16 protein-coding genes are annotated in these 17,327 nt (G+C 72.1%); 6 read left to right on the top strand and 10 right to left on the bottom strand.

What is annotated here, in order from left to right; all coding sequences use genetic code 11:
* Positions 1-1,567: DUF4434 domain-containing protein (locus tag ACBI99_RS42695; RefSeq protein ID WP_375075063.1), on the bottom strand; the 1,567-nt coding region annotated here is incomplete at its 3' end.
* A gap of 90 nt (positions 1,568-1,657) precedes the next feature.
* Between ACBI99_RS42695 and ACBI99_RS42700 the strand changes: the two genes are divergently transcribed.
* Together ACBI99_RS42700 and ACBI99_RS42705 are read left to right on the top strand one after the other, a co-directional pair.
* Positions 1,658-3,127 (top strand): alkaline phosphatase PhoX, encoded by a 1,470-nt coding sequence (locus tag ACBI99_RS42700; RefSeq protein ID WP_357583848.1) that lies wholly within the window; start codon positions 1,658-1,660, stop codon positions 3,125-3,127.
* A gap of 162 nt (positions 3,128-3,289) precedes the next feature.
* Positions 3,290-4,789 carry a M28 family metallopeptidase gene (locus ACBI99_RS42705; protein ID WP_375075064.1) on the top strand — a complete coding sequence of 500 codons (1,500 nt, stop codon included), beginning with the start codon at positions 3,290-3,292 and terminating at the stop codon, positions 4,787-4,789.
* A gap of 57 nt (positions 4,790-4,846) precedes the next feature.
* Here the strand turns inward: ACBI99_RS42705 and ACBI99_RS42710 are convergent, their stop codons facing one another.
* The 3 genes from ACBI99_RS42710 to ACBI99_RS42720 all read right to left on the bottom strand — a co-directional run bounded on the left by ACBI99_RS42710 (position 4,847) and on the right by ACBI99_RS42720 (position 6,937).
* Positions 4,847-5,278 (bottom strand): ester cyclase, encoded by a 432-nt coding sequence (locus ACBI99_RS42710; RefSeq protein ID WP_219508408.1) that lies wholly within the window; start codon positions 5,276-5,278, stop codon positions 4,847-4,849.
* Positions 5,279-5,394: 116 nt separating this feature from the next.
* Positions 5,395-6,561 carry a sigma-70 family RNA polymerase sigma factor gene (locus tag ACBI99_RS42715; protein ID WP_308125904.1) on the bottom strand — a complete coding sequence of 389 codons (1,167 nt, stop codon included), beginning with the start codon at positions 6,559-6,561 and terminating at the stop codon, positions 5,395-5,397.
* Positions 6,562-6,598: 37 nt separating this feature from the next.
* Positions 6,599-6,937: a YciI family protein gene (locus tag ACBI99_RS42720; protein ID WP_219508407.1), complete on the bottom strand. Its 339-nt coding sequence runs from the start codon at positions 6,935-6,937 to the stop codon at positions 6,599-6,601.
* 694 nt (positions 6,938-7,631) lie between these two features.
* On the opposite strand from ACBI99_RS42720, the gene ACBI99_RS42725 reads away from it, so the two are divergent.
* The gene (locus ACBI99_RS42725) at positions 7,632-7,901 is read left to right on the top strand and encodes a MerR family transcriptional regulator (RefSeq protein ID WP_219508417.1); all 270 of its coding nucleotides are present in this window, start codon (positions 7,632-7,634) and stop codon (positions 7,899-7,901) included.
* Between the two features lie 122 nt (positions 7,902-8,023).
* Here the strand turns inward: ACBI99_RS42725 and ACBI99_RS42730 are convergent, their stop codons facing one another.
* From ACBI99_RS42730 to ACBI99_RS42750, 5 genes are read right to left on the bottom strand one after another with little or no spacing between them, the layout of a single operon-like run.
* Positions 8,024-9,310, bottom strand: a complete 1,287-nt coding sequence (locus tag ACBI99_RS42730; RefSeq protein ID WP_375075065.1) for an ABC transporter substrate-binding protein — start codon at positions 9,308-9,310, stop codon at positions 8,024-8,026.
* Between the two features lie 4 nt (positions 9,311-9,314).
* Positions 9,315-10,334: a branched-chain amino acid ABC transporter permease gene (locus ACBI99_RS42735; RefSeq protein WP_375075066.1), complete on the bottom strand. Its 1,020-nt coding sequence runs from the start codon at positions 10,332-10,334 to the stop codon at positions 9,315-9,317.
* Positions 10,331-11,212, bottom strand: a complete 882-nt coding sequence (locus tag ACBI99_RS42740; protein WP_219508404.1) for a branched-chain amino acid ABC transporter permease — start codon at positions 11,210-11,212, stop codon at positions 10,331-10,333. The genes ACBI99_RS42735 and ACBI99_RS42740 overlap by 4 nt, the downstream gene beginning before the upstream one ends.
* Before the next feature lie 2 nt (positions 11,213-11,214).
* Entirely contained in the window at positions 11,215-11,925 is a 711-nt protein-coding gene (locus ACBI99_RS42745) for an ABC transporter ATP-binding protein (protein WP_375075067.1), read from the bottom strand.
* A complete protein-coding gene (locus tag ACBI99_RS42750; protein WP_219508402.1) occupies positions 11,922-12,680 on the bottom strand; it encodes an ABC transporter ATP-binding protein in 759 nt (252 codons plus the stop codon). The genes ACBI99_RS42745 and ACBI99_RS42750 overlap by 4 nt, the downstream gene beginning before the upstream one ends.
* Before the next feature lie 191 nt (positions 12,681-12,871).
* Here ACBI99_RS42750 and ACBI99_RS42755 point away from each other — a divergent pair, with 191 nt between their 5' ends.
* The 3 genes from ACBI99_RS42755 to ACBI99_RS42765 are packed head-to-tail and all read left to right on the top strand — an operon-like array spanning position 12,872 to position 16,651.
* Positions 12,872-14,242 (top strand): CdaR family transcriptional regulator, encoded by a 1,371-nt coding sequence (locus ACBI99_RS42755; protein ID WP_246645652.1) that lies wholly within the window; start codon positions 12,872-12,874, stop codon positions 14,240-14,242.
* Complete coding sequence (locus tag ACBI99_RS42760; RefSeq protein WP_375075068.1) at positions 14,239-15,726, top strand: long-chain fatty acid--CoA ligase; 1,488 nt, start codon at positions 14,239-14,241, stop codon at positions 15,724-15,726. Before ACBI99_RS42755 ends, ACBI99_RS42760 begins: the two co-directional genes overlap by 4 nt.
* Before the next feature lie 10 nt (positions 15,727-15,736).
* Complete coding sequence (locus ACBI99_RS42765) at positions 15,737-16,651, top strand: rhamnogalacturonan acetylesterase (protein WP_219508400.1); 915 nt, start codon at positions 15,737-15,739, stop codon at positions 16,649-16,651.
* Here the strand turns inward: ACBI99_RS42765 and ACBI99_RS42770 are convergent.
* A complete protein-coding gene (locus ACBI99_RS42770) occupies positions 16,648-17,274 on the bottom strand; it encodes a TetR family transcriptional regulator (protein WP_219508399.1) in 627 nt (208 codons plus the stop codon). The two genes, ACBI99_RS42765 and ACBI99_RS42770, sit on opposite strands and share 4 nt — an antisense overlap.
* Positions 17,275-17,327 lie beyond the last annotated feature (53 nt).

The raw sequence follows: 17,327 nt of genomic DNA on the forward strand, positions 1-17,327 counted from the left end.
GGGTGAAGGGGGCCCAGGCGGACTGGAGGCCGTCCGGGAGGCGGGGGTCGGCGCCGGTGCGCGGGTCGTGCCAGGTCTGGGGGACGGTGACCCGGGCGGTGGCGCCGCCGGACTGGCGGTAGGTGAAGGTGAGGGTGCCGCCCGCGAGGTGGTAGCCCTCGACGAGGACGCCGGTGCGGCCGCCGTACGCGGCGGGGCGGGCGTGGGCGATGATGGGCCGCTGCCCGTGGGCGGTGAGGTCGTCGGCCAGCGACGGCGTGGCGTGGGAGTGGCGGCAGGTCAGGAACGGGTCCCACCCGTACGAGATGATCTTGCTGGCGTGCCGGCCGACGGCGGCGACCTGGGCGTCGACGCGGCTCTTGGTGGCGCGGCCGCGCAGCGGGAACGGGTTGGCCCGGCCGCACTCGCCGGCGACCTGGGTGGGTTCGAAGACCTCGACGTTCACCCAGAGCTCCACGCCGGGGGTCAGGTGGCGGGCGGCGGCGGCCACGTAGTCGCGGGTGGAGCCGTAGTAGGCGGCCTGGTTGGCGACGCGGCCGACGACGGGTTCGAGGCGCGCGTCGACGGGGGCGGCGGCCTGGTCGGGGCCGTGGACGGGGACCTTGCCGACGCCGCGCCCGTCCTGGACGGCGATGGCCATGGGCGCGCCGGCGCGGGTGGCGGCGATGTCGGCCAGGCCCTTGCCGACGTGGGCGGGCGGGAAGCCACGCCCGCGCCGGGCGTCCCAGAACGGGCTGACCATGATCGTCTCGCCGGGCAGTCCGGCGGCGACGACGGCGTGCTGGGCGGCGTACAGGGCGATGATGGGGTCGTCGTCGGCGCGGTCGCGCATGGCGAGTTCGAACGACTGGTAGACGCCGCCGAGCGCGGGTGAGGCGGCGTGGCGGCGCCGGTAGTCGGCCATGACGCGCGCGGTGAGTTCGTTGAGCGCCGGCAGGTGGGCGAGGTCGGGCAGCCAGGGTTTGGCGGGGTCCTTGGGCGGCACGGGCAGGCCGGGGATGACGGCCATGCCGTACGCGGCGGCCTCGGTGAGCAGGTCGCCGACGCCGTCGCCGTCGGTGGCGATCAGGAGCAGGTCGAAGGCGGCGGCGTCGCAGGCGGGGGCGAGCATGAGCCGGTAGTAGGTGCGTCCGTCGTGCTCGACGCGCCGGTCGAGGCCGGGGCAGCGCAGCACGGCGTCGCCGAACCGTTCGCTCGTCACGTACGTGTAGACGCGGCGGATGGGCCTGCCGGTCGCCCGCGCGGCCTCGTAGCAGGTGCGGCCGTCCTCGACGCAGCCGGCGACGGCGGGGATGCGGCCTCGGGCGTCGGGCCGGGCGGGCAGGATGCGCGCGCCGAACGTGATGAGCGTGTCGCCGCCGACGGCGTGCACGGCCTCGACCGTACGCCGGGTGGCGCAGCGGTCGGCGCGCGGGATCACCCAGTAGCCGGTGATCGGGTAGGAGACGGCGACGCGGGTGTCGCGGGGCGGGCAGGGGTCATGGCCGGGACCGGCTCCGCCGTCGGGGAGGACGGCCAGAACCACGACGGTGAGCGCGACCGCAATCCGCAGGACCCGCTGGAGCACCCGTCCAGGCTACGCGATCATTTGGGCCTGCCTCCGGAACACAAGATCCGTTTAGTGTGTGGAAATCTCTTGTTCACAAGGAGTTCATGCATGAGGCGTAGGTCCTTCCTGGCCACCACCGGAGGCGTGCTCGCGAGCGGCATCGCCATCAACACCCTGGGCGCGCACGCCGCCTGGGCAGACGCGGGACGGCGCTCACCCCGTTCCGGCTACGCGGGATACGGCGAGCTGCAGCGCACCCCCACCACCAACACCGGGGAGGAACTGCTCGCCCTGCCCGCCGGATTCTCCTACGTCGTCTTCGGCAAGACGGGCACGCCGATGTCCGACGGCGTGCCGACGCCGATGGCGCACGACGGCATGGCCGCCTTCCCCGGCACCCGCTCCCACACGGTCCGGCTGATCCGCAACCACGAGGTGCGCACGCCGCCCGGCTACCCGGACGGCCGCGTGCACGTGCCGGGCTCGCAGCGCTACGACGAGCTGGGCGTCGCCGGCACCACCACGCTGGAGGTGGACCTGCGCACCGGCGAGCTGTTACGCCACTTCGTCAGCCTCAACGGCACGATCGCCAACTGCGCGGGCGGCCGCATGCTGCACAACCGGGGCTGGCTGTCGTGCGAGGAGACGTGGGCCGGTCCGCAGCAGGGCTGGCAGCGCAAGCACGGTTACGTCTTCGAGGTGCCGCTGCACGGCCCGGAGCCGGGCAGCCCGGCCGCGTCCATGCCGCTCACCGCGATGGGCCGCTTCTCGCACGAGGCCGTCGCCGTCGACCCGTACACCGGGTACGTGTACGAGACCGAGGACGATCCGGGCAAGCCCGACGGGTTCTACCGGTTCCGCCCCCGCAACCCGCGCGATCTGTCGGCCGGCGGCGTGCTGGAGATGCTCAAGATCGTCGGCGTGGACGGCTACGACTGCCGCGAGGCCCAGCGGATGGGCGCCCGGCTGCCGGTCGAGTGGGTGCGAATCGACGACCCGGACCCCGACCTGGAGAACGGCGCGGCGACCTGCGCGCAGCAGGGGCTGGCCAAGGGCGCGGCCAAGTTCAACCGGCTGGAGGGCTGCTGGTGGGGTGACGGGGCGGTGTTCTTCAACTCCACCAGCGGCGGCGACGCCAAGACCGGCGACGGCCCTGACGAGGAGGGCTACCTGAAGGGCTACGGCCAGGTCTGGCAGTACGTGCCCGGCCGCACCGGCGGCACGCTGGTGCTGGTGTACGAGTCGCGCGGGCGCAAGGAGCTGGACTCGCCGGACAACCTGACGTTCACCCCGCGCGGCGGCATCGTGCTGTGCGAGGACGACGCGTCGGAGGACGACGACCCGCACCCGCTGGCTCCGGGCCTGACCAACGTCAACCGGCTGATCGGGCTGGACCCGCGCGGCGGTGAGCCGTTCGAGTTCGCGGTGAACATCGCCGACGACAGCGAGTTCGCGGGGGCGTGCTTCAGCCCGGACGGCTCGGTGCTGTTCGTCAACCAGCTCGGCGGCACCCGGTCGCTGGACCCGCCGGGCCGGACGTACGCGATCCGCGGCCCCTGGTGGAGAGGGCCCCTATAGACAGCGGCGGCCACGCCGTCAACCGCAGGATTGTCCGGAATCTCGCACATTCCCTGGGCCGGCCGGGGCTTCTCAGCAGGGAACCGCGGTAATACGTTCCCTTCAGCACGCCTCGGGGGAAACGGGTGCTTCAGGCTGTCCCATGGGAAGTGCGAAATGATCATGCGTCTTCGTCAAGGCGTCATCCGTGCCCTGGCCGTGGCCACGGCCATCGCCGTGCCCCTCGCCCTCGCGCCACCGGCCCACGCCGGGGGGCACGTGGACGACGCCTTCGCCAGGCTGCTGGTGAAGAAGGTCAAGGGCGTCAACGTCAACAAGCATCTGAAAACCTTCCAGGCGCTGGCCACGGCCAACGGCGGCAACCGGGCGGCCGGCACGCCCGGTTACGACGCCTCCCGCGACTACGTGGCCGGCAAGCTGCGCCAGGCCGGCTACAAGGTCTCGCTCCAGCCGATCAACTTCGTCGAGGGCTGGACGGAGAACTCCCCGCCGCTGCTCGGCTCGTACACGCCGAACGAGGACTTCTACACCTTCCAGCCGTCGCCCGCCGGGGACGTGACGGCGCTCGTGCAGGGCGTGGACCTGACACTGCCGCCGTCGCCGGCGCCGTCGTCGACCAGCGGCTGCGAGGCGTCGGACTTCGCCGGCTTCCAGGCGGGCAACATCGCGCTCATCCAGCGCGGCACCTGCCCGTTCGCGACGAAGATCCGGCTCGCCGGGTTCGCCGGGGCGTCCGGGATCATCGTGTTCAACGAGGGCCAGCCGGGCCGCACCGAGGCGAACCCGTTGGACATCGGCGAGTGGCGGGCCGGGGTGCCGATGGTCTACGCCGACTTCGCCGTCGGCCAGGCGCTGGCGGCGACGCCGGCCACGCAGGTCAGGCTCAAGGTGGACGCGACGCTGACGCTCGGCACCGACGAGAACGTGATCGCCGAGACGCGGGGCGGCGACCCGCGCAACGTCGTCATGGTCGGCGGCCACCTCGACAGCGTCCATGAGGGACCGGGCATCAACGACAACGCCTCCGGCAGCGCCGCCATCCTGGAGACCGCGCTGCAGATGCGGCACTTCCCGGTCAGGAACAAGGTGCGCTTCGCGTTCTGGGCCGCCGAGGAGATCGGCCTGCTGGGCTCGGACCAGTACGTCGAGAGCCTGAGCCAGGCCGAGCGGGACCGGATCAGGCTCTACCTGAACTTCGACATGATCGCCTCGCCCAACCACGCGACGTTCCTCTATGACGGTGACGACTCCGACGCCACCGGCGCGCCCGCGGGGCCTGCCGGGTCCGCCGAGATCGAGGCCGGGTTCGAGGACTTCTACGAGGCCCGCCGCCTGCCCACGATCGGCACCGACTTCGACGGCCGCTCCGACTACGGGCCGTTCATCGCGGTCGGCATCCCGTCGGGCGGCATCTTCACCGGCGCCGAGCAGATCAAGACGCCCGAGCAGGCCGCGCTGTTCGGCGGCACGGCGGGCGTCGCGTTCGACCCCTGCTACCACCAGGCGTGCGACACGCTGTCGAACGTCAACGCGACGGCCCTGGACGTGAACTCCGACGCGATCGCGGACTCCACGGCCAGGTACGCCTTCAGCCTGCGGGACATCCCGCGCCGCCCGGCCGCCACCACGGCGGTGCTGTCGGCGCCGGACGCCCGCGAGTGATCTCCCGCCCCCGCCGGTCCCGGGACCGGCGGGGGCACGGTCAGCCTGGGAGCACGGTCAGCCCGGGAGCACGCCGAGCTGCCGCATCTGCGCGGCCACGTCGACGACCGCCCAGGTCTCGGCGAGCCGCCCACCGGCGAACCGGGCGATGAGGATCTCCTTGTACGTGACGGACCGGCCGGTGGGCGCCAGGCCCAGGTACTCGCCCAGGTGCGTGCCGGTGCAGGTGTTCCTGGTGACGACCTTGTCCCCTTCGGCGATCACGTCCTCGACCTCGACGCGCAGGTCGGGGAAGGCGCTGTGCAGGGTCAGCAGCACCTCCTTCAGCGCTTCGACGCCCTCCGTCCGGATCGGCAGCGGCGTGCGGATCAGCACGCCCGGGTCGACGATCTCGTCGATCGTCCTGGCGATGAACTCGGCGTCCCCGGAGCTGACGGCGTCGTGGAAGCGCCGGAGGGTGGCCTTGTTGGCCTCGGCGATGGCGGACATGCGGTTCTCCTTGTCGGTAGGGCCGAACCGCCCCCGGACGACGAGCGCGGCGAGCACGATCCGCGGGAGCGCGTTCCTACCCAGGGGACGAACGGGCGGCGGCCGCCGGGACAGGGTCAGAGCTGTTCGAGCCGCCGGGTGAGGAACCGCTGCTCGGGGGTCGACACGGCCAGGTCGAGCGCCCGCCGGTAGGCGGCCCTGGCCTCGCCGTCGCGGCCGAGCCGCCGCAGCAGCTCGCCGCGCGTGGAGTGGAAGTAGAGGTAGCCGTCCAGGTCGAGCCGGTCGACGGCGCACAGCGCCCCGGCCGGGTCGCCGGCCTGAGCGAGCGCCACGGCCCGGTTGAGCTCGACCACCGCCGAGCCGGTCAGCGCCGCCAGCCGCCGGTACAGCTCGGCGACCTGCGGCCAGTCGACCCGCTCGTGCGCCTGGAGTGAGGCGATGGCGGCCTGGACGACGTACGCGCCGCGCCCGCCCAGCGCGATCGCCCGGTCGAGCACCGCCCGGCCCTCGGCGATCCGGTCCAGGTCCCACAGCGACCGGTCCTGGTCGTCGAGCAGCACCAAATCCTCGCCCCGCTCGCCGGCGAACCTGGCCCTCCGCCGGGCGTGGTGGATGAGCATCAGCGCCAGCAGCCCGTACGTCTCGGGCTCGTCCGGCAGGAGCGCGGCCAGCACCCGTCCCAGGCGGATGGCTTCGGCGCCGAGGTCGACGCGGCCACTGTAGCCCTCGTTGTAGATCAGGTAGAGGACGGCCAGCACGGCGTCGAGCCGTTCGGGCAGCAGGTGCGCGCCCGGCACCGTGAACGGGATGCCCGCCGCCCTGATCTTCGTCTTGGCGCGGGTCAGGCGCCGTTTCATGGTCTCCTCGGACACCAGGAACGCGCGGGCGATCTCGGCGGTGTTCAGGCCGCCGAGCGCGCGCAGCGTGAGCGCCACCTGGCCCTCCAAGGGCAGCGCCGGATGGCAGCAGGTGAAGATCAGCTCAAGTCGCTCGTCCTTGATCAACGTGTCGTCGGCCTCGTCCACGGTGGCCTCCGGCTCCGCCAGCAGGTGCATCTTCCCGGCCAGGGCGCGCTCCCTGCGGAGCCGGTCGATCGCCCGGTTGCGGGCCGTCGTCACCAGCCACGCGCCCGGCGAGTCGGGGGGCCCGGTCCTCGGCCAGGTCCGCGCCGCCACGGCGAACGCCTCCTGGGCGGCGTCCTCGGCCCGGTCGAAGTCGCCGAGGAACCCGACCAGCGAGGCCACGACCCGGCCCCACTCGTCGCGGAACGCCTCCTCCAGCACCGTTCTCCTCCGATCCGATCCATCCGATCCGATCAGGTCAGGGCTGGGCCAGCGGCCTGATCTCCACGGTGCCGCCGAGCCGCACCGCCGGGATGCGCGCCGCCAGCTCCGCCGCCTCGTCCAGGTCGGCCGCCTCGATCAGGCAGAACCCGCCGAGCACCTCCTTGGTGTCGGCGAACGGCCCGTCGGTCATCAGCGTCCGGCCGCCCGCCAGGCGCACGCAGGTCGCCGTCTCCGCCGGCTCCAACTGCGCCGCCGAGACGAACCGGTCGTCCTCGGCCAGCGCGCGGTAGTCGGCGTGGGCGGCCTCGCGCTCGTCGTCCGGCAGCCCCTCCAGGTAGCTGGACTCGCTGTAGATCATCAAGGCGTACTGCATCGCATCCTCCGCGGCATGGGTTCCCCATCTTCACGACGAACGGGCGGCGCCGGAAGGGACACCCACCGCCCCACCGACTTCCCGATTCCGCCGCTACCGAAAATCTGTCACGGCCGTAGTAGACATTTGGTGGCGAGCGAGCTAGTCTTTCTGACATCGCAAGGAACTGATTCGCCGGGCGGCAGCAGTAAGCACCACGACGAACCGCCCGGAGTATTGGATGGCAGAAGGTCGGACGTGACGGGCCAGCGCAGTGGTTAGGGGCCCCGACCGTGGACGCGCTGCCGCAAGTGAAGTAGGACAAAGGTCCGGAAGAGAAAGATGAAGGGAGTGTTGACGCCATCGGGATCGCCCGTTGCCGGCTGAGTCTCGCCGCTCGGGTACCGCAGTTCCACAGTTAGGAAGGTGGTCTACGGTCACGCATCCGCGATCCGCGCATCACCGCCGCCCAGCGCGGTGGATGCGGAAAAGATGAGCCGGCCTGATGGCCGGTAGATGGTGTTGAACTCTTCGGGGCCCCGGCGCGACCTGCGCCGGGGCCCCCTGTTCGCGTTTCGGAAAGGAATGTATGGATCAACGCCGTTCGAACGCCGAGGGTGACACGCTCGCCCGCGGCAGGATTGCCGAACCGGCCGAGCCGGCCGAACACACGGCCGAGGACCGGTTCGACGACGAGGACTACCCCGCCTACAGCATGGGCGCGGCAGCCGAGATGCTGGGCGTCACCCCGACGTTCCTCCGGGCTCTGGGCGCCGCCAAGCTGATCGAGCCGAAACGCTCCGGTGGCGGCCACCGGCGCTACTCCCGCTACCAGCTTCGCCTGGCCGCGCGGGCCCGCGAGCTCGTCGACCAGGGCACTCCGGTCGAGGCCGCCTGCCGGATCATCATCCTGGAGGACCAGCTCGCCGAGGCGCTGCGCATCAACGCCGCGTACGAGCGCGAGCGCGCGGCCCGGAACCGCTAGCGCCTCGCGGCCGTCATCCCGTGGCCTGGTCCTGACTGCGCTGACCAGGCCGACCGGCTCGACGCCGTCACCCGCCCGGGGCCGCCGCCCCGGAGGGAAGACGGCGGCCCCGGCTCGCAGCGTCAGCCGGTGAGCGGGCCGAACTCCTTGCGGGTGTCGATCACCTCGCCGAACAGCTCCCACCGCTCGCCCTTGAACCGCATGAGCTGCAGCGACTCGATCGGGAAGCCGTCACCCTGCCCGGTCTCCAGCTTCACGCCGGGCAGCAGCATGTCCACCTGAATCCCCTGCAGGTTGCGGACCGAGTCGCGCAGCCCCTCCCGCGTGGGGCACTTGGCGGCCTCCATCGCCTTGTGGAAGCTGCTGGCCACGGCCCAGCCGAAGGCGTGGTAGGGCACCTGCGGGTCGGCGTCGGGCGCGTACTGCTGCATCTTGGCCTTGTAGAGCTTCATCTCGGCGTCGTCGGCCCAGGTGGGGTCGACGGGGTCCTTGTAGTAGGTGGCGGAGACGACGCCCTGCACGTTCTCGAAGCCGACGGGCTTGAGCACGGTGATGGAGGCGGCGACGTTGTTGACGATGTGCAGCGGGTTCCAGGCGGTGTTCTTGGCGTCGGCGGCGAGCGCCTGGGAGCCGAACTTGGGCGTGGTGACGTTGAGGAACACGTCGGCCTTGGATTCGGCCAGGTTGCGCATCTGCGGGTCCACGGTCGGGTCGGAGACCTCGTAGCTCTGCTCGGCCGCGATCGTGACGCCGGTGCCGGCGATGGCGTTCTTGAAGCCGCCGAGCAGGTCCTTGCCGAAGTCGTCGTTCTGGTAGAGGACGGCGACCTTGGCGTCCGGGTGCTCCTGCTTGAGGAACTGGGCGTAGACGCGGGCCTCGGAGACGTAGTTGGGCTGCCAGCCGATGGTCCACGGGTGCGCGGTGTCGGTCCCCCACACGGACGCGCCGGTGGCGACGAAGACCTGCGGGACCTTCTGCTGGTTGGTGTAGTCCCAGGTCGCGGTGGTGGACGGGGTGCCGAGCGTCTGGAAGAGGGCGAACACCTGCTCCTGCTCGACCAGCCGGCGCGCCTCCTCGACGGCCTTGGGCGGCTGGTAGCCGTCGTCGCGCACGACGAACTCGACCTTGCGCCCGCCGATGCCGCCCTTCTCGGCGTTGACATAGTCGAAGTAGGCCTTGATGCCCTTGGGGATGGCGCCGTAGGCGGACGCGGGACCCGACAGCGGGTAGATGCCGCCGAGCTTGAGCGTGGTGTCGGTGATGCCGGTGGTCTGCTGGCCGGCGCACTGGCCGCCCGTGGCGCCCGTGGCCTGGGCGTCTCCGCCGCCGCTGTCCCGCCCTCCGCAGGCCGCCGCGGCGATCAGCAGGGTGGCCGTCACCGCCGTGCGGCCGATCGCAGATAAACGCATGCCGTTACCCCTTCCGGAGGGTCTTCTTGATCGAGTTCGCGGCGCGTCCGGCCAGCCCGGCCAGCCCGGTCGGCGCGACGTACATGACCGCGATGATGAGGAGGCCGAAGATGACGCCGGGCGCGGCCTCGTTGACGTCCTGGGAGATGCTCGGCACGAACATCACGAACAGTGCGCCGAGCACCGGGCCGGACAGCGACCCGAGCCCGCCGACGACGAGCCCGGCCAGCAGGGTGATCGACAGGTTGACCACGAACGAGTCGGGCGAGACGAACCCGATCACCCACGTGTAGAGGCACCCGGCGATCCCGGCGAACATCGCGCTCCACGCGAAGGCCAGCGTCTTGTAGTACGCCGGCCGCACGCCCATGACCTCGGCAGCGGCCTCGTCGTCGCGGACGGCGTGCAGGGCCCGCCCGACCCGGGACCGCAGCAGGCTCGCGGCCAGCAGGAACGCGGCGACGGTGACGGCCAGGGCGAGGAAGTACAGCCACTGGTCCTCGGCGAGCCCGCTCCACGCGGGCGGGGCGGGCTTGGCCAGCGACAGCCCCATCGAGCCGCCGGTGACCTCCTCGAACCGCTTGAGCAGCGGCACCAGGAAGATCGCGATGGCCAGCGTGACCAGGGCCAGATAGAGCCCGCGCAGCCGCATCGCGGGCACCCCGAACGCCAGCCCGAGCACGAACGCGACCAGGGCGGCGGCGGGCAGGGTCAGCGGGTAGGGCGCGTCCCACCGGTCGAGCAGGATCGCCGCGGTGTAGGCGCCGACGGCGAAGAACGCCCCGTGCCCCAGGGAGATCTGCCCGGCGTGCCCGACGAGCAGGTTCAGCCCGAGCAGCGCCACAGCGTAGATCAGCACCATGGTGAGCTGGAAGACGTGGAACGGCACGAGCTGGAAGGGCGCGTAGACGGCCGCCGCCAGCAGCGCCGCCGCCGCGGCCCACCGCCATCGGGTCACCGCGGGACGGGCCGGGGCCTGCTCGCGGGCGGTCGTACGGTCGCTCACCTGCGTCGACTCGCTCATGCCCGCTCCACCACCGCTCGCCCGAACAGGCCCTGGGGCCGCAGCAGCAGGACGCCGAGGATGATCGCCAGCGGCACGCCGACCTTGAGGTCGGGCCCGATGGCGGTGACGTACGCGCCGGCCAGGGTCTCGGCCACGCCCACGACGAGCCCGCCGACGACGGCGCCGAGCGGGCTGTCGAAGCCGCCGAGCGTGGCGGCGGCGAAGGCGTAGATGAGGACGCCGCCCATCATGTTCGGCTCCAGGAACAGCAGCGGCGCGACGAGCACGCCGGACACGGCGCCGACGGTGGCGGCCAGCCCCCAGCCGAGCGCGAGCGTCCAGCCGACGCGGATGCCGACGAGCCGCGCCGAGTCGGGGTTGGCCGACACCGCCCGCATGCCCAGCCCGATCTTGGTGTGCTGGAACAGCAGGTAGAGCAGCCCCATGACGACCCCCACGACGGCCAGGACGCCGAGCGTGGAGAAGGCCACGCTGAGCCCGCCCACGTGCAGCGCGCCGCCCGGGAACGGGTTGGGGAAGTCCTTGATGAGGAACGTCCAGATCCAGCCGGCGGCGGCGTTGACGAAGATGAACAGCCCCACGGTGACGATGACCACGGTCAGCTCGGGCGCGCCCTCGACCGGCCGGATGATCACCCGTTCGACGAGCATGCCGCCCGCGAACGACACGGCCAGCGCGAGCACCAGCGACAGCCAGAACGGCACGCCCGCGGCGGTGAACTGCCAGGCGATGTAGGCCGAGAACATGGCCAGCTCGCCCTGGGCGAAGTTGACGATCCCGGTGAACCGGTAGATGAGCACGAGCGCGAGGGCGAGGCTGGCGTAGATGGCGCCGGTGCCGAGCCCCACGATGACCTGTTGCAGGAATCCGGCCATGACTAGACCCGGTATCCGAGGTAGGACTGGGCGACCTGCTCGTCGGCCCGGATGTCGGCCGCGGTGCCCGACAGCACGATCCTGCCGGTCTCCAGGACGTGCGCCTGCTGGGCGACGCCGAGGGCGAGATGGGCGTTCTGCTCGACGACGACCACGGTGGTCCGCTCCTGTTCGTTGACGGCCCGCACGATGTGGAACAGCTCCCTGGTGACCAGCGGGGCCAGGCCCAGGGAGGGCTCGTCCAGCAGGAGCAGCCGGGGGCGCAGCATGAGCGCCCGGCCGAGCGCGAGCATCTGCTGCTCGCCGCCGCTGAGGCTGCCCGCCGCCTGCCTGAGCCGGGGTTTCAGCGCGGGGAAGTAGGTGTAGACGCGCTCCAGGTCGTCCTCCACGCCGGAGCGCCGGACGTACGCGCCGAGCCGGAGGTTCTCCTCGACGGTGAGCTGGGTGAACGTGCCGCGCCCCTCCGGGACGTGGGCGACGCCCAGGCGGGCGAGCGCGTCGGGCGGGCGGCCGAGCAGCTCGGTGCCGTCGAGCCGGACGCTGCCGCGTCCCTTGACCATGCCCGACAGGGCGCGCAGCAGGGTCGTCTTGCCGGCGCCGTTGGGGCCGAGGATCGCGCAGATCTCGCCTTCGCCCACGGTGAGGCTCACGCCGTGCAGCACCTGCGCGCCGCCGTACCCGGCGTGCAGGTCGTGGACCGTCAGCTCGCTCATACCGCCGTCCCCAGGTAGGCCTCGATGACGCCGGGGTCGCGCTGCACCTGCTCGGGCGGCCCTTCGGCGATCTTCCTGCCGAAGTCGAGGCAGACGATCCGCTCGCAGGTGCCCATGACGAAGCCCATGTGGTGCTCGACGACGACCACGGTCAGGTCGTGCTCGTCGCGCAGCGCGCTCAGCGTGCCGGCGAACTCCTCGACCTCGGCCGAGTTGAGCCCGTTGACCGGCTCGTCGAGCAGCAGCAGCCGGGGCCGGCCGATGAGCGCCCTGGCCAGCTCGACCCGTTTGAGCGTGCCGAACGGCAGCCCGGCCGCCGGGTGGTCGGCGACGTGGGACAGGGAGAGGCGTTGCAGCACGGCGTCGGCCTCGGCGCGCAGCCCGCGTTCCTCGCCGCGCACGCCGGGCAGCCGCAGCGCCGCCGTCAGGAAGCCGGCGCGGCCCCGGTGGTGCGCGCCGACCATGACGTTGTCGCGTACGGAGATGCGGGGGAACAGGCCGAGGTTCTGGAAGGTCCTGGCGATGCCGAGTGCCGCGATGGCGTGCGGCGGCACCGCCAGGAGGTCCTTCCCCTCGTGGCGGACCGTTCCCCCGTCGGCGTCGCAGCGCCGGGTGAGGCAGTTGAACAGGGTGGTCTTGCCGGCGCCGTTCGGTCCGATCAGCCCCACCATCTCGCCGGCGGCGACGGAGAAGCCGACGCCGTCCAGCGCGGTGATGCCTCCGAAGCGGACCGTGAGATCGTGTACTTCCAGCATCCGGCCTCCTGGGGCGCAGCGAGCGGAAGATTGTTCTGCAATTGGGGTCAGCGTAGGATCCGGCCGTCTATGACCGCATTGGGCACGGTGACCCAACCTGCGCCGCGAAGGTTGTCGTCGGAGCACAGGCTCTGTCTCGGACCGGTCACAACCCGTTGACCGCGCCGCGACCGGCATGGATCATCCCGGGCATGTCCAGTGCTTCCGGCATGGAGACGTTCACCGGCGCCGGGCCTGTCCGCGCCGAGCGCGCGCGCATCCTCGCCGAGCTGCTCGCCGACCTCGACGACCTGGCCGACACGGCGGTGGCCGCCATGCGGGCCGAGATCCCCGCCTACGCGGCCCAGACCCCCGAGTTCCTGGCCGACGTGCGCGACCAGGTGATGCGCCACTACGGCAGCAAGCTCGCCGTCCTCCTGGAGGAGCGGACGGTGACGCCGGACGACGTCGCCCACACCCGGCAGGCCGCCATGCGCCGGGCCAGGGCCGGGCTCCCGCTGGCCGACTACATCAACGCCTTCCGCGTCGGCCAGCAGGTCTTCTGGGAGTCGGTGCTGGCCAGGGCAGGACGCTCGTTCGCCGGCCACGAGGCCGCGCTGTCGCTGGCCGCGATGGTCATGCGCTACTGCGACTTCGCCAGCACGCACGCCGCCAACGCCTACATGGAGTTCCAGCAGTACGCCGCCGCCGAGGCGGTGCGCGAGAGCCGCGACCTGCTGGAGACGCTGCTGGCCGGGGCGATGCCGACGCGCGGACCGCAGCTCGCCGCCGCCCAGGCGCACGGCCTGGCGCCCGAGTCGCGCACGCCGCTGCTCGTGGTCGTGGCCGTCGTGCTCGGGCTGCGCACGGCCGTGCCGAGAGGGCCCGACCGGGGCGCCGACGCCCGCCACGCGGCCTGCGCGGCCATCGCCAGGTCCGGCGGCCCCGGCGGGCGGACGCTGTCGGTGGTGCGGCAGTCGGAGATCGTGGCCATCCCGGTGCTCGGCCCAGGTGGCGACGCCGGCGAGCTGTGCGACCGGCTCCAGGCCGTGCGCGAGACGCTGCTGGCCGAGGGCATCGTGCTGGCGATGGGCATCAGCACCGTCGGCGCGGGCACCGCCCAGATCCCGCAGGCCTACCAGGAGGCCCGCGCGGTGCTCGACTTCCTGCCCGAGGGCGGCGGCGTGGCCGCGCTGCCCCGGATCACCGCGTTCCAGTATCTGGCGCTGCGCGCCGACGACACCGCGCGCCACCTGGTCGATCCGCGCATCACCGCGCTGCTGGACGAGGACCGGGCGCGCGGCGGCGTGCTCACCGCGACGATCCGCGCCTTCGCCGCCGCCGACCTCAACCTGCGCACCGCCGCCGAACGGCTGCAGATCCACCCCAACACCGCGCAGTACAGGCTGCGCCGCATCCAGGAGCGCACCGGGCTCAGCCTGCGCCGCATCGACGACCTCGTGGAGCTGCTGGTGGCCATCGCGCTCCAGGACGCGCTGCCCCCCACCAATCCCGACGGGAAAAGACTGGCCACCGCGACCAATGAGGACCGAGGGGCACCCGGCGTACGGTCGTTGCCATGAACCTCGCCGACCGGCTCCACAGGTCCGCCGAGCGACTCGGCGAACGGACGGTCGTCACGCTGGACGAGACACGGCTCAGCTACGCCGCGCTCGACCTGATGACCGCGCGGATCGCGACGCTGCTGCGGCAGCGCGGCGTCGGGCCCGGCGACCGCGTGGCGATCATGCTGCCGAACGTGCCGGAGTTCGCCGCCGTCTACTACGGGGTGCTGCGGGTCGGGGCCGTGGTGGTCCCGCTCGACCCGCTGCTGAGAAAACGTGAGATCGCCTCGTACGTGGGCGACTGCCAGGCCCGGCTGCTGATCGCCTGGCACGCGTTCGCCGAGACCGCCGAGGCGGGCACCGCCGGCACCCGCACCGACCTGTTCTTCGTCGTCCCCGACGAGTTCCGCCGGCTGCTGCGCGGCCTGCCGCCGCAGGAGGGCGTCGTCCCGCGCGACGACGGCGAGACCGCGGTGATCCACTACACGGCGGGCACCACCGGCCGGGCCAAGGGCATCGAGCTCACCCACGGCAACCTGGGCGGCAACGCCGCCACCGTGGCCCGCATGCACGCGCTCGGCGTCGACGACGTGGTGCTGGGGGCGCTACCGCTCTACCACTCCTTCGGCCAGACCTGCTCGCTCAACGCGACCGTGCACGCGGGCGCGCGGCTGACGCTGATGCGCCGCTTCGAGGCGGGCCGGGCGCTGGAGGTGATCCGCCGCGACGGGGTGACGGTGCTGCAGGGCGTGCCGACCATGTACATCGCGCTGCTCGACCATCCGGGCGTCTCCGACCTGTCGCTGCTGCGGGTCTGCGTCTCCGGCGGCGCCCCGCTCCCGGTGGACGTGCTGCGCGCCTTCGAGGCCCGCTACGGCTGCCGCATCGTCGAGGGGTACGGGCTCAGCGAGACCTCGGCGCTGGCCGCCACGAACCGCAGCGGCGACGGCCGCCGCCCCGGCTCGGTCGGCTGGCCGGTGCGCGGCATCGAGATGCGGGTCGTGGACGAGGACGGCCACGAGGTGCCGTGCGGTGAGGTGGGCGAGATCGTCATCCGCGGCCCGAACGTGATGAAGGGCTACTGGAACAATCCGGCGGCCACGGCGGAGGCCATCCGGGGTGGCTGGTTTCATACCGGGGACCTCGGAAGGGTCGACGGGGATGGTTTTTTCTTCCTGGTGGACAGACGACGCGATGTGATCATCCGCGGGGGCTATACCGTGTACTCTCGCGAGGTGGAGGAGGTCCTCTACGAGCACCCGGCCGTCAGGCAGGCCGCGGTGATCGGGGTCCCCCACCCCGAGCTCGGAGAGGAGATCGCCGCCGTGGTGGCCTTGCGGATGCCTGTCGACGCCGAGACGCTGCGCGCGTTCGTCCGCGAACGGGTGGCGGCCTACAAATACCCCCGGCACGTCTCGTTCGTGGACGAGCTGCCGGTTACCCCGACCGGCAAGATCCTCAAGCGCGCCATCGCCCTGCCACTCAGCACAGGCGGGCGATAAAAGGGACCCCGTGACACCGATCATCCGCATCTTCGACGTCGACCCGGGACACTATGACGTGTCTGTCGTGATCGGTGGCGCGACCACACACGTGCTGGCCGAGGCCCGCCGGCTGATGGCGATCGCCTCGCCCGGCGACGGCCCGGCGCGGCACGCGTTCACCGTCAACGTCCGCACGCCGGAGAGCCAGCAGAACGGCTACGACGGCGACGGCTGCCCGGGGCTGACGCTGACGTTCACCGGCCCGGCCCCGGAGGTGCGCGCGATCGAGCTGGCGCGCACCCGCGGCCGGGCGCTGTTCCTGGCGGGCGACTCCACGGTCACCGACCAGGCGACCGCCCCCTACACCGGGTGGGGTCAGCGGCTGCCTCGCCATTTCGGGCGCGGCCTGTCGGTGGTCAACCATTCGGGGTCGGGTGAGAGCTCGGCGTCGTTCCTGGCCAATCCGGCGATGTGGGCGGAGATGCGCGACCAGCTCTGCCCCGGTGACGTGGCGCTGGTGCAGTTCGGCCACAACGACAAGCAGACCAGCGCCGTCGAGTTCCGCTCCAACCTGACGCGGATCGTGCACGGCATCGAGGCCAGGGGCGCGACGCCGGTGCTGGTGACGCCGGTCGTGCGGCGCCGCTTCACCGGCTCCCGGCTGGACCTCGACGGGCTGATCGTCAACGGGCTGGGCGTGGACCTGCCGGCGGAGATGCGCACGGTGGCGGCGGCGCAGGGCGTGGCGCTCATCGACCTCACCCGCGACAGCCGTGAGCTGGTCGAGTCACTGGGCCCGGAGGAGTCGAAGTCGCTCTACCTGTCGCGGGAGAAGCAGGACGACACCCACACCTCCGAGCACGGCGCTTCGGTCTTCGCCGACCTGGTCGCGACCGCCCTCAACAAGCTGGCGCTGCTCCCGGCCACCCACTGGGCGGCCTAGGCTCCCGACCTGAGCAGCCGCAGCGCCCCGTTGGACAGCGCGACGAGCACGTCGAGCACCTCCTCGACGTCGGGGTAGCGGCCTTCGAGGTGGCCGAGCGCCAGCGCGTTGGTGGCCGCGTTGACGCCTTCGGCGATCATCTCCAGGCGCCGCCGGTCGCGCTCGTCGTCGGCGGTGTAGCCGAGCGCGGCCAGGTCGGCGGCGTGGTGGTCGCGGTAGGCGGCCGCCGTCTCGATGGCGAACTCGCGCAGCGGCGAGGCCGGGTCGTGGCGGGCCCGCTGGAGGATGCGCAGCAGCTCGGGGTGGCGGCAGATGGCCTCGATCGGGATGCGGAAGGCCTCGCGGTGCCGTTCGGCGTCGTGGGTCTCGCGCGCCTGCCGCCGGACCTCGCGCATGGACCGGCGCAGCCGTTCGCCGCCCTCGTCGCCGAGCGAGCGCAGCAGGTCCTGCTTGTCCTTGAAGTGGACGTAGAAGGTGGACTGGGCGATGCCCGCGGCCTTGGCGACCTTGAGGGTGGTCAGTCCGGCCTCGCCCTCCTTGTCGAGGATCGCCAGCGCCGCCCGGATCAGCCTGCGCCTGGTCAGGTCCTTGGCCTCGCTCCTGGTGAGCGGTGTGTGGGTCACGGGCACCTCCGGCGACAACTCTAGCCAAGGGGCTTGTGTCGAATTTCACCGAT

Source organism: Nonomuraea sp. ATR24 (genome assembly GCF_041950485.1).
In the GTDB taxonomy this organism is placed as follows: domain Bacteria; phylum Actinomycetota; class Actinomycetes; order Streptosporangiales; family Streptosporangiaceae; genus Nonomuraea; species Nonomuraea ceibae.

Bases quoted from the DNA above. Each gene is read 5' to 3' on its own strand.
- ACBI99_RS42725 (WP_219508417.1), top strand. From the start codon at position 7,632: ATGGGCGCGGCAGCCGAGATGCTGGGCGTCACCCCGACGTTCCTCCGG.
- ACBI99_RS42720 (WP_219508407.1), bottom strand. From the start codon at position 6,937: ATGCAGTACGCCTTGATGATCTACAGCGAGTCCAGCTACCTGGAGGGG.
- ACBI99_RS42750 (WP_219508402.1), bottom strand. From the start codon at position 12,680: ATGCTGGAAGTACACGATCTCACGGTCCGCTTCGGAGGCATCACCGCG.
- ACBI99_RS42700 (WP_357583848.1), top strand. From the start codon at position 1,658: ATGAGGCGTAGGTCCTTCCTGGCCACCACCGGAGGCGTGCTCGCGAGC.
- ACBI99_RS42760 (WP_375075068.1), top strand. From the start codon at position 14,239: ATGAACCTCGCCGACCGGCTCCACAGGTCCGCCGAGCGACTCGGCGAA.
- ACBI99_RS42740 (WP_219508404.1), bottom strand. From the start codon at position 11,212: ATGGCCGGATTCCTGCAACAGGTCATCGTGGGGCTCGGCACCGGCGCC.
- ACBI99_RS42755 (WP_246645652.1), top strand. From the start codon at position 12,872: ATGTCCAGTGCTTCCGGCATGGAGACGTTCACCGGCGCCGGGCCTGTC.
- ACBI99_RS42735 (WP_375075066.1), bottom strand. From the start codon at position 10,334: ATGAGCGAGTCGACGCAGGTGAGCGACCGTACGACCGCCCGCGAGCAG.
- ACBI99_RS42710 (WP_219508408.1), bottom strand. From the start codon at position 5,278: ATGTCCGCCATCGCCGAGGCCAACAAGGCCACCCTCCGGCGCTTCCAC.
- ACBI99_RS42745 (WP_375075067.1), bottom strand. From the start codon at position 11,925: ATGAGCGAGCTGACGGTCCACGACCTGCACGCCGGGTACGGCGGCGCG.
- ACBI99_RS42730 (WP_375075065.1), bottom strand. From the start codon at position 9,310: ATGCGTTTATCTGCGATCGGCCGCACGGCGGTGACGGCCACCCTGCTG.
- ACBI99_RS42705 (WP_375075064.1), top strand. From the start codon at position 3,290: ATGCGTCTTCGTCAAGGCGTCATCCGTGCCCTGGCCGTGGCCACGGCC.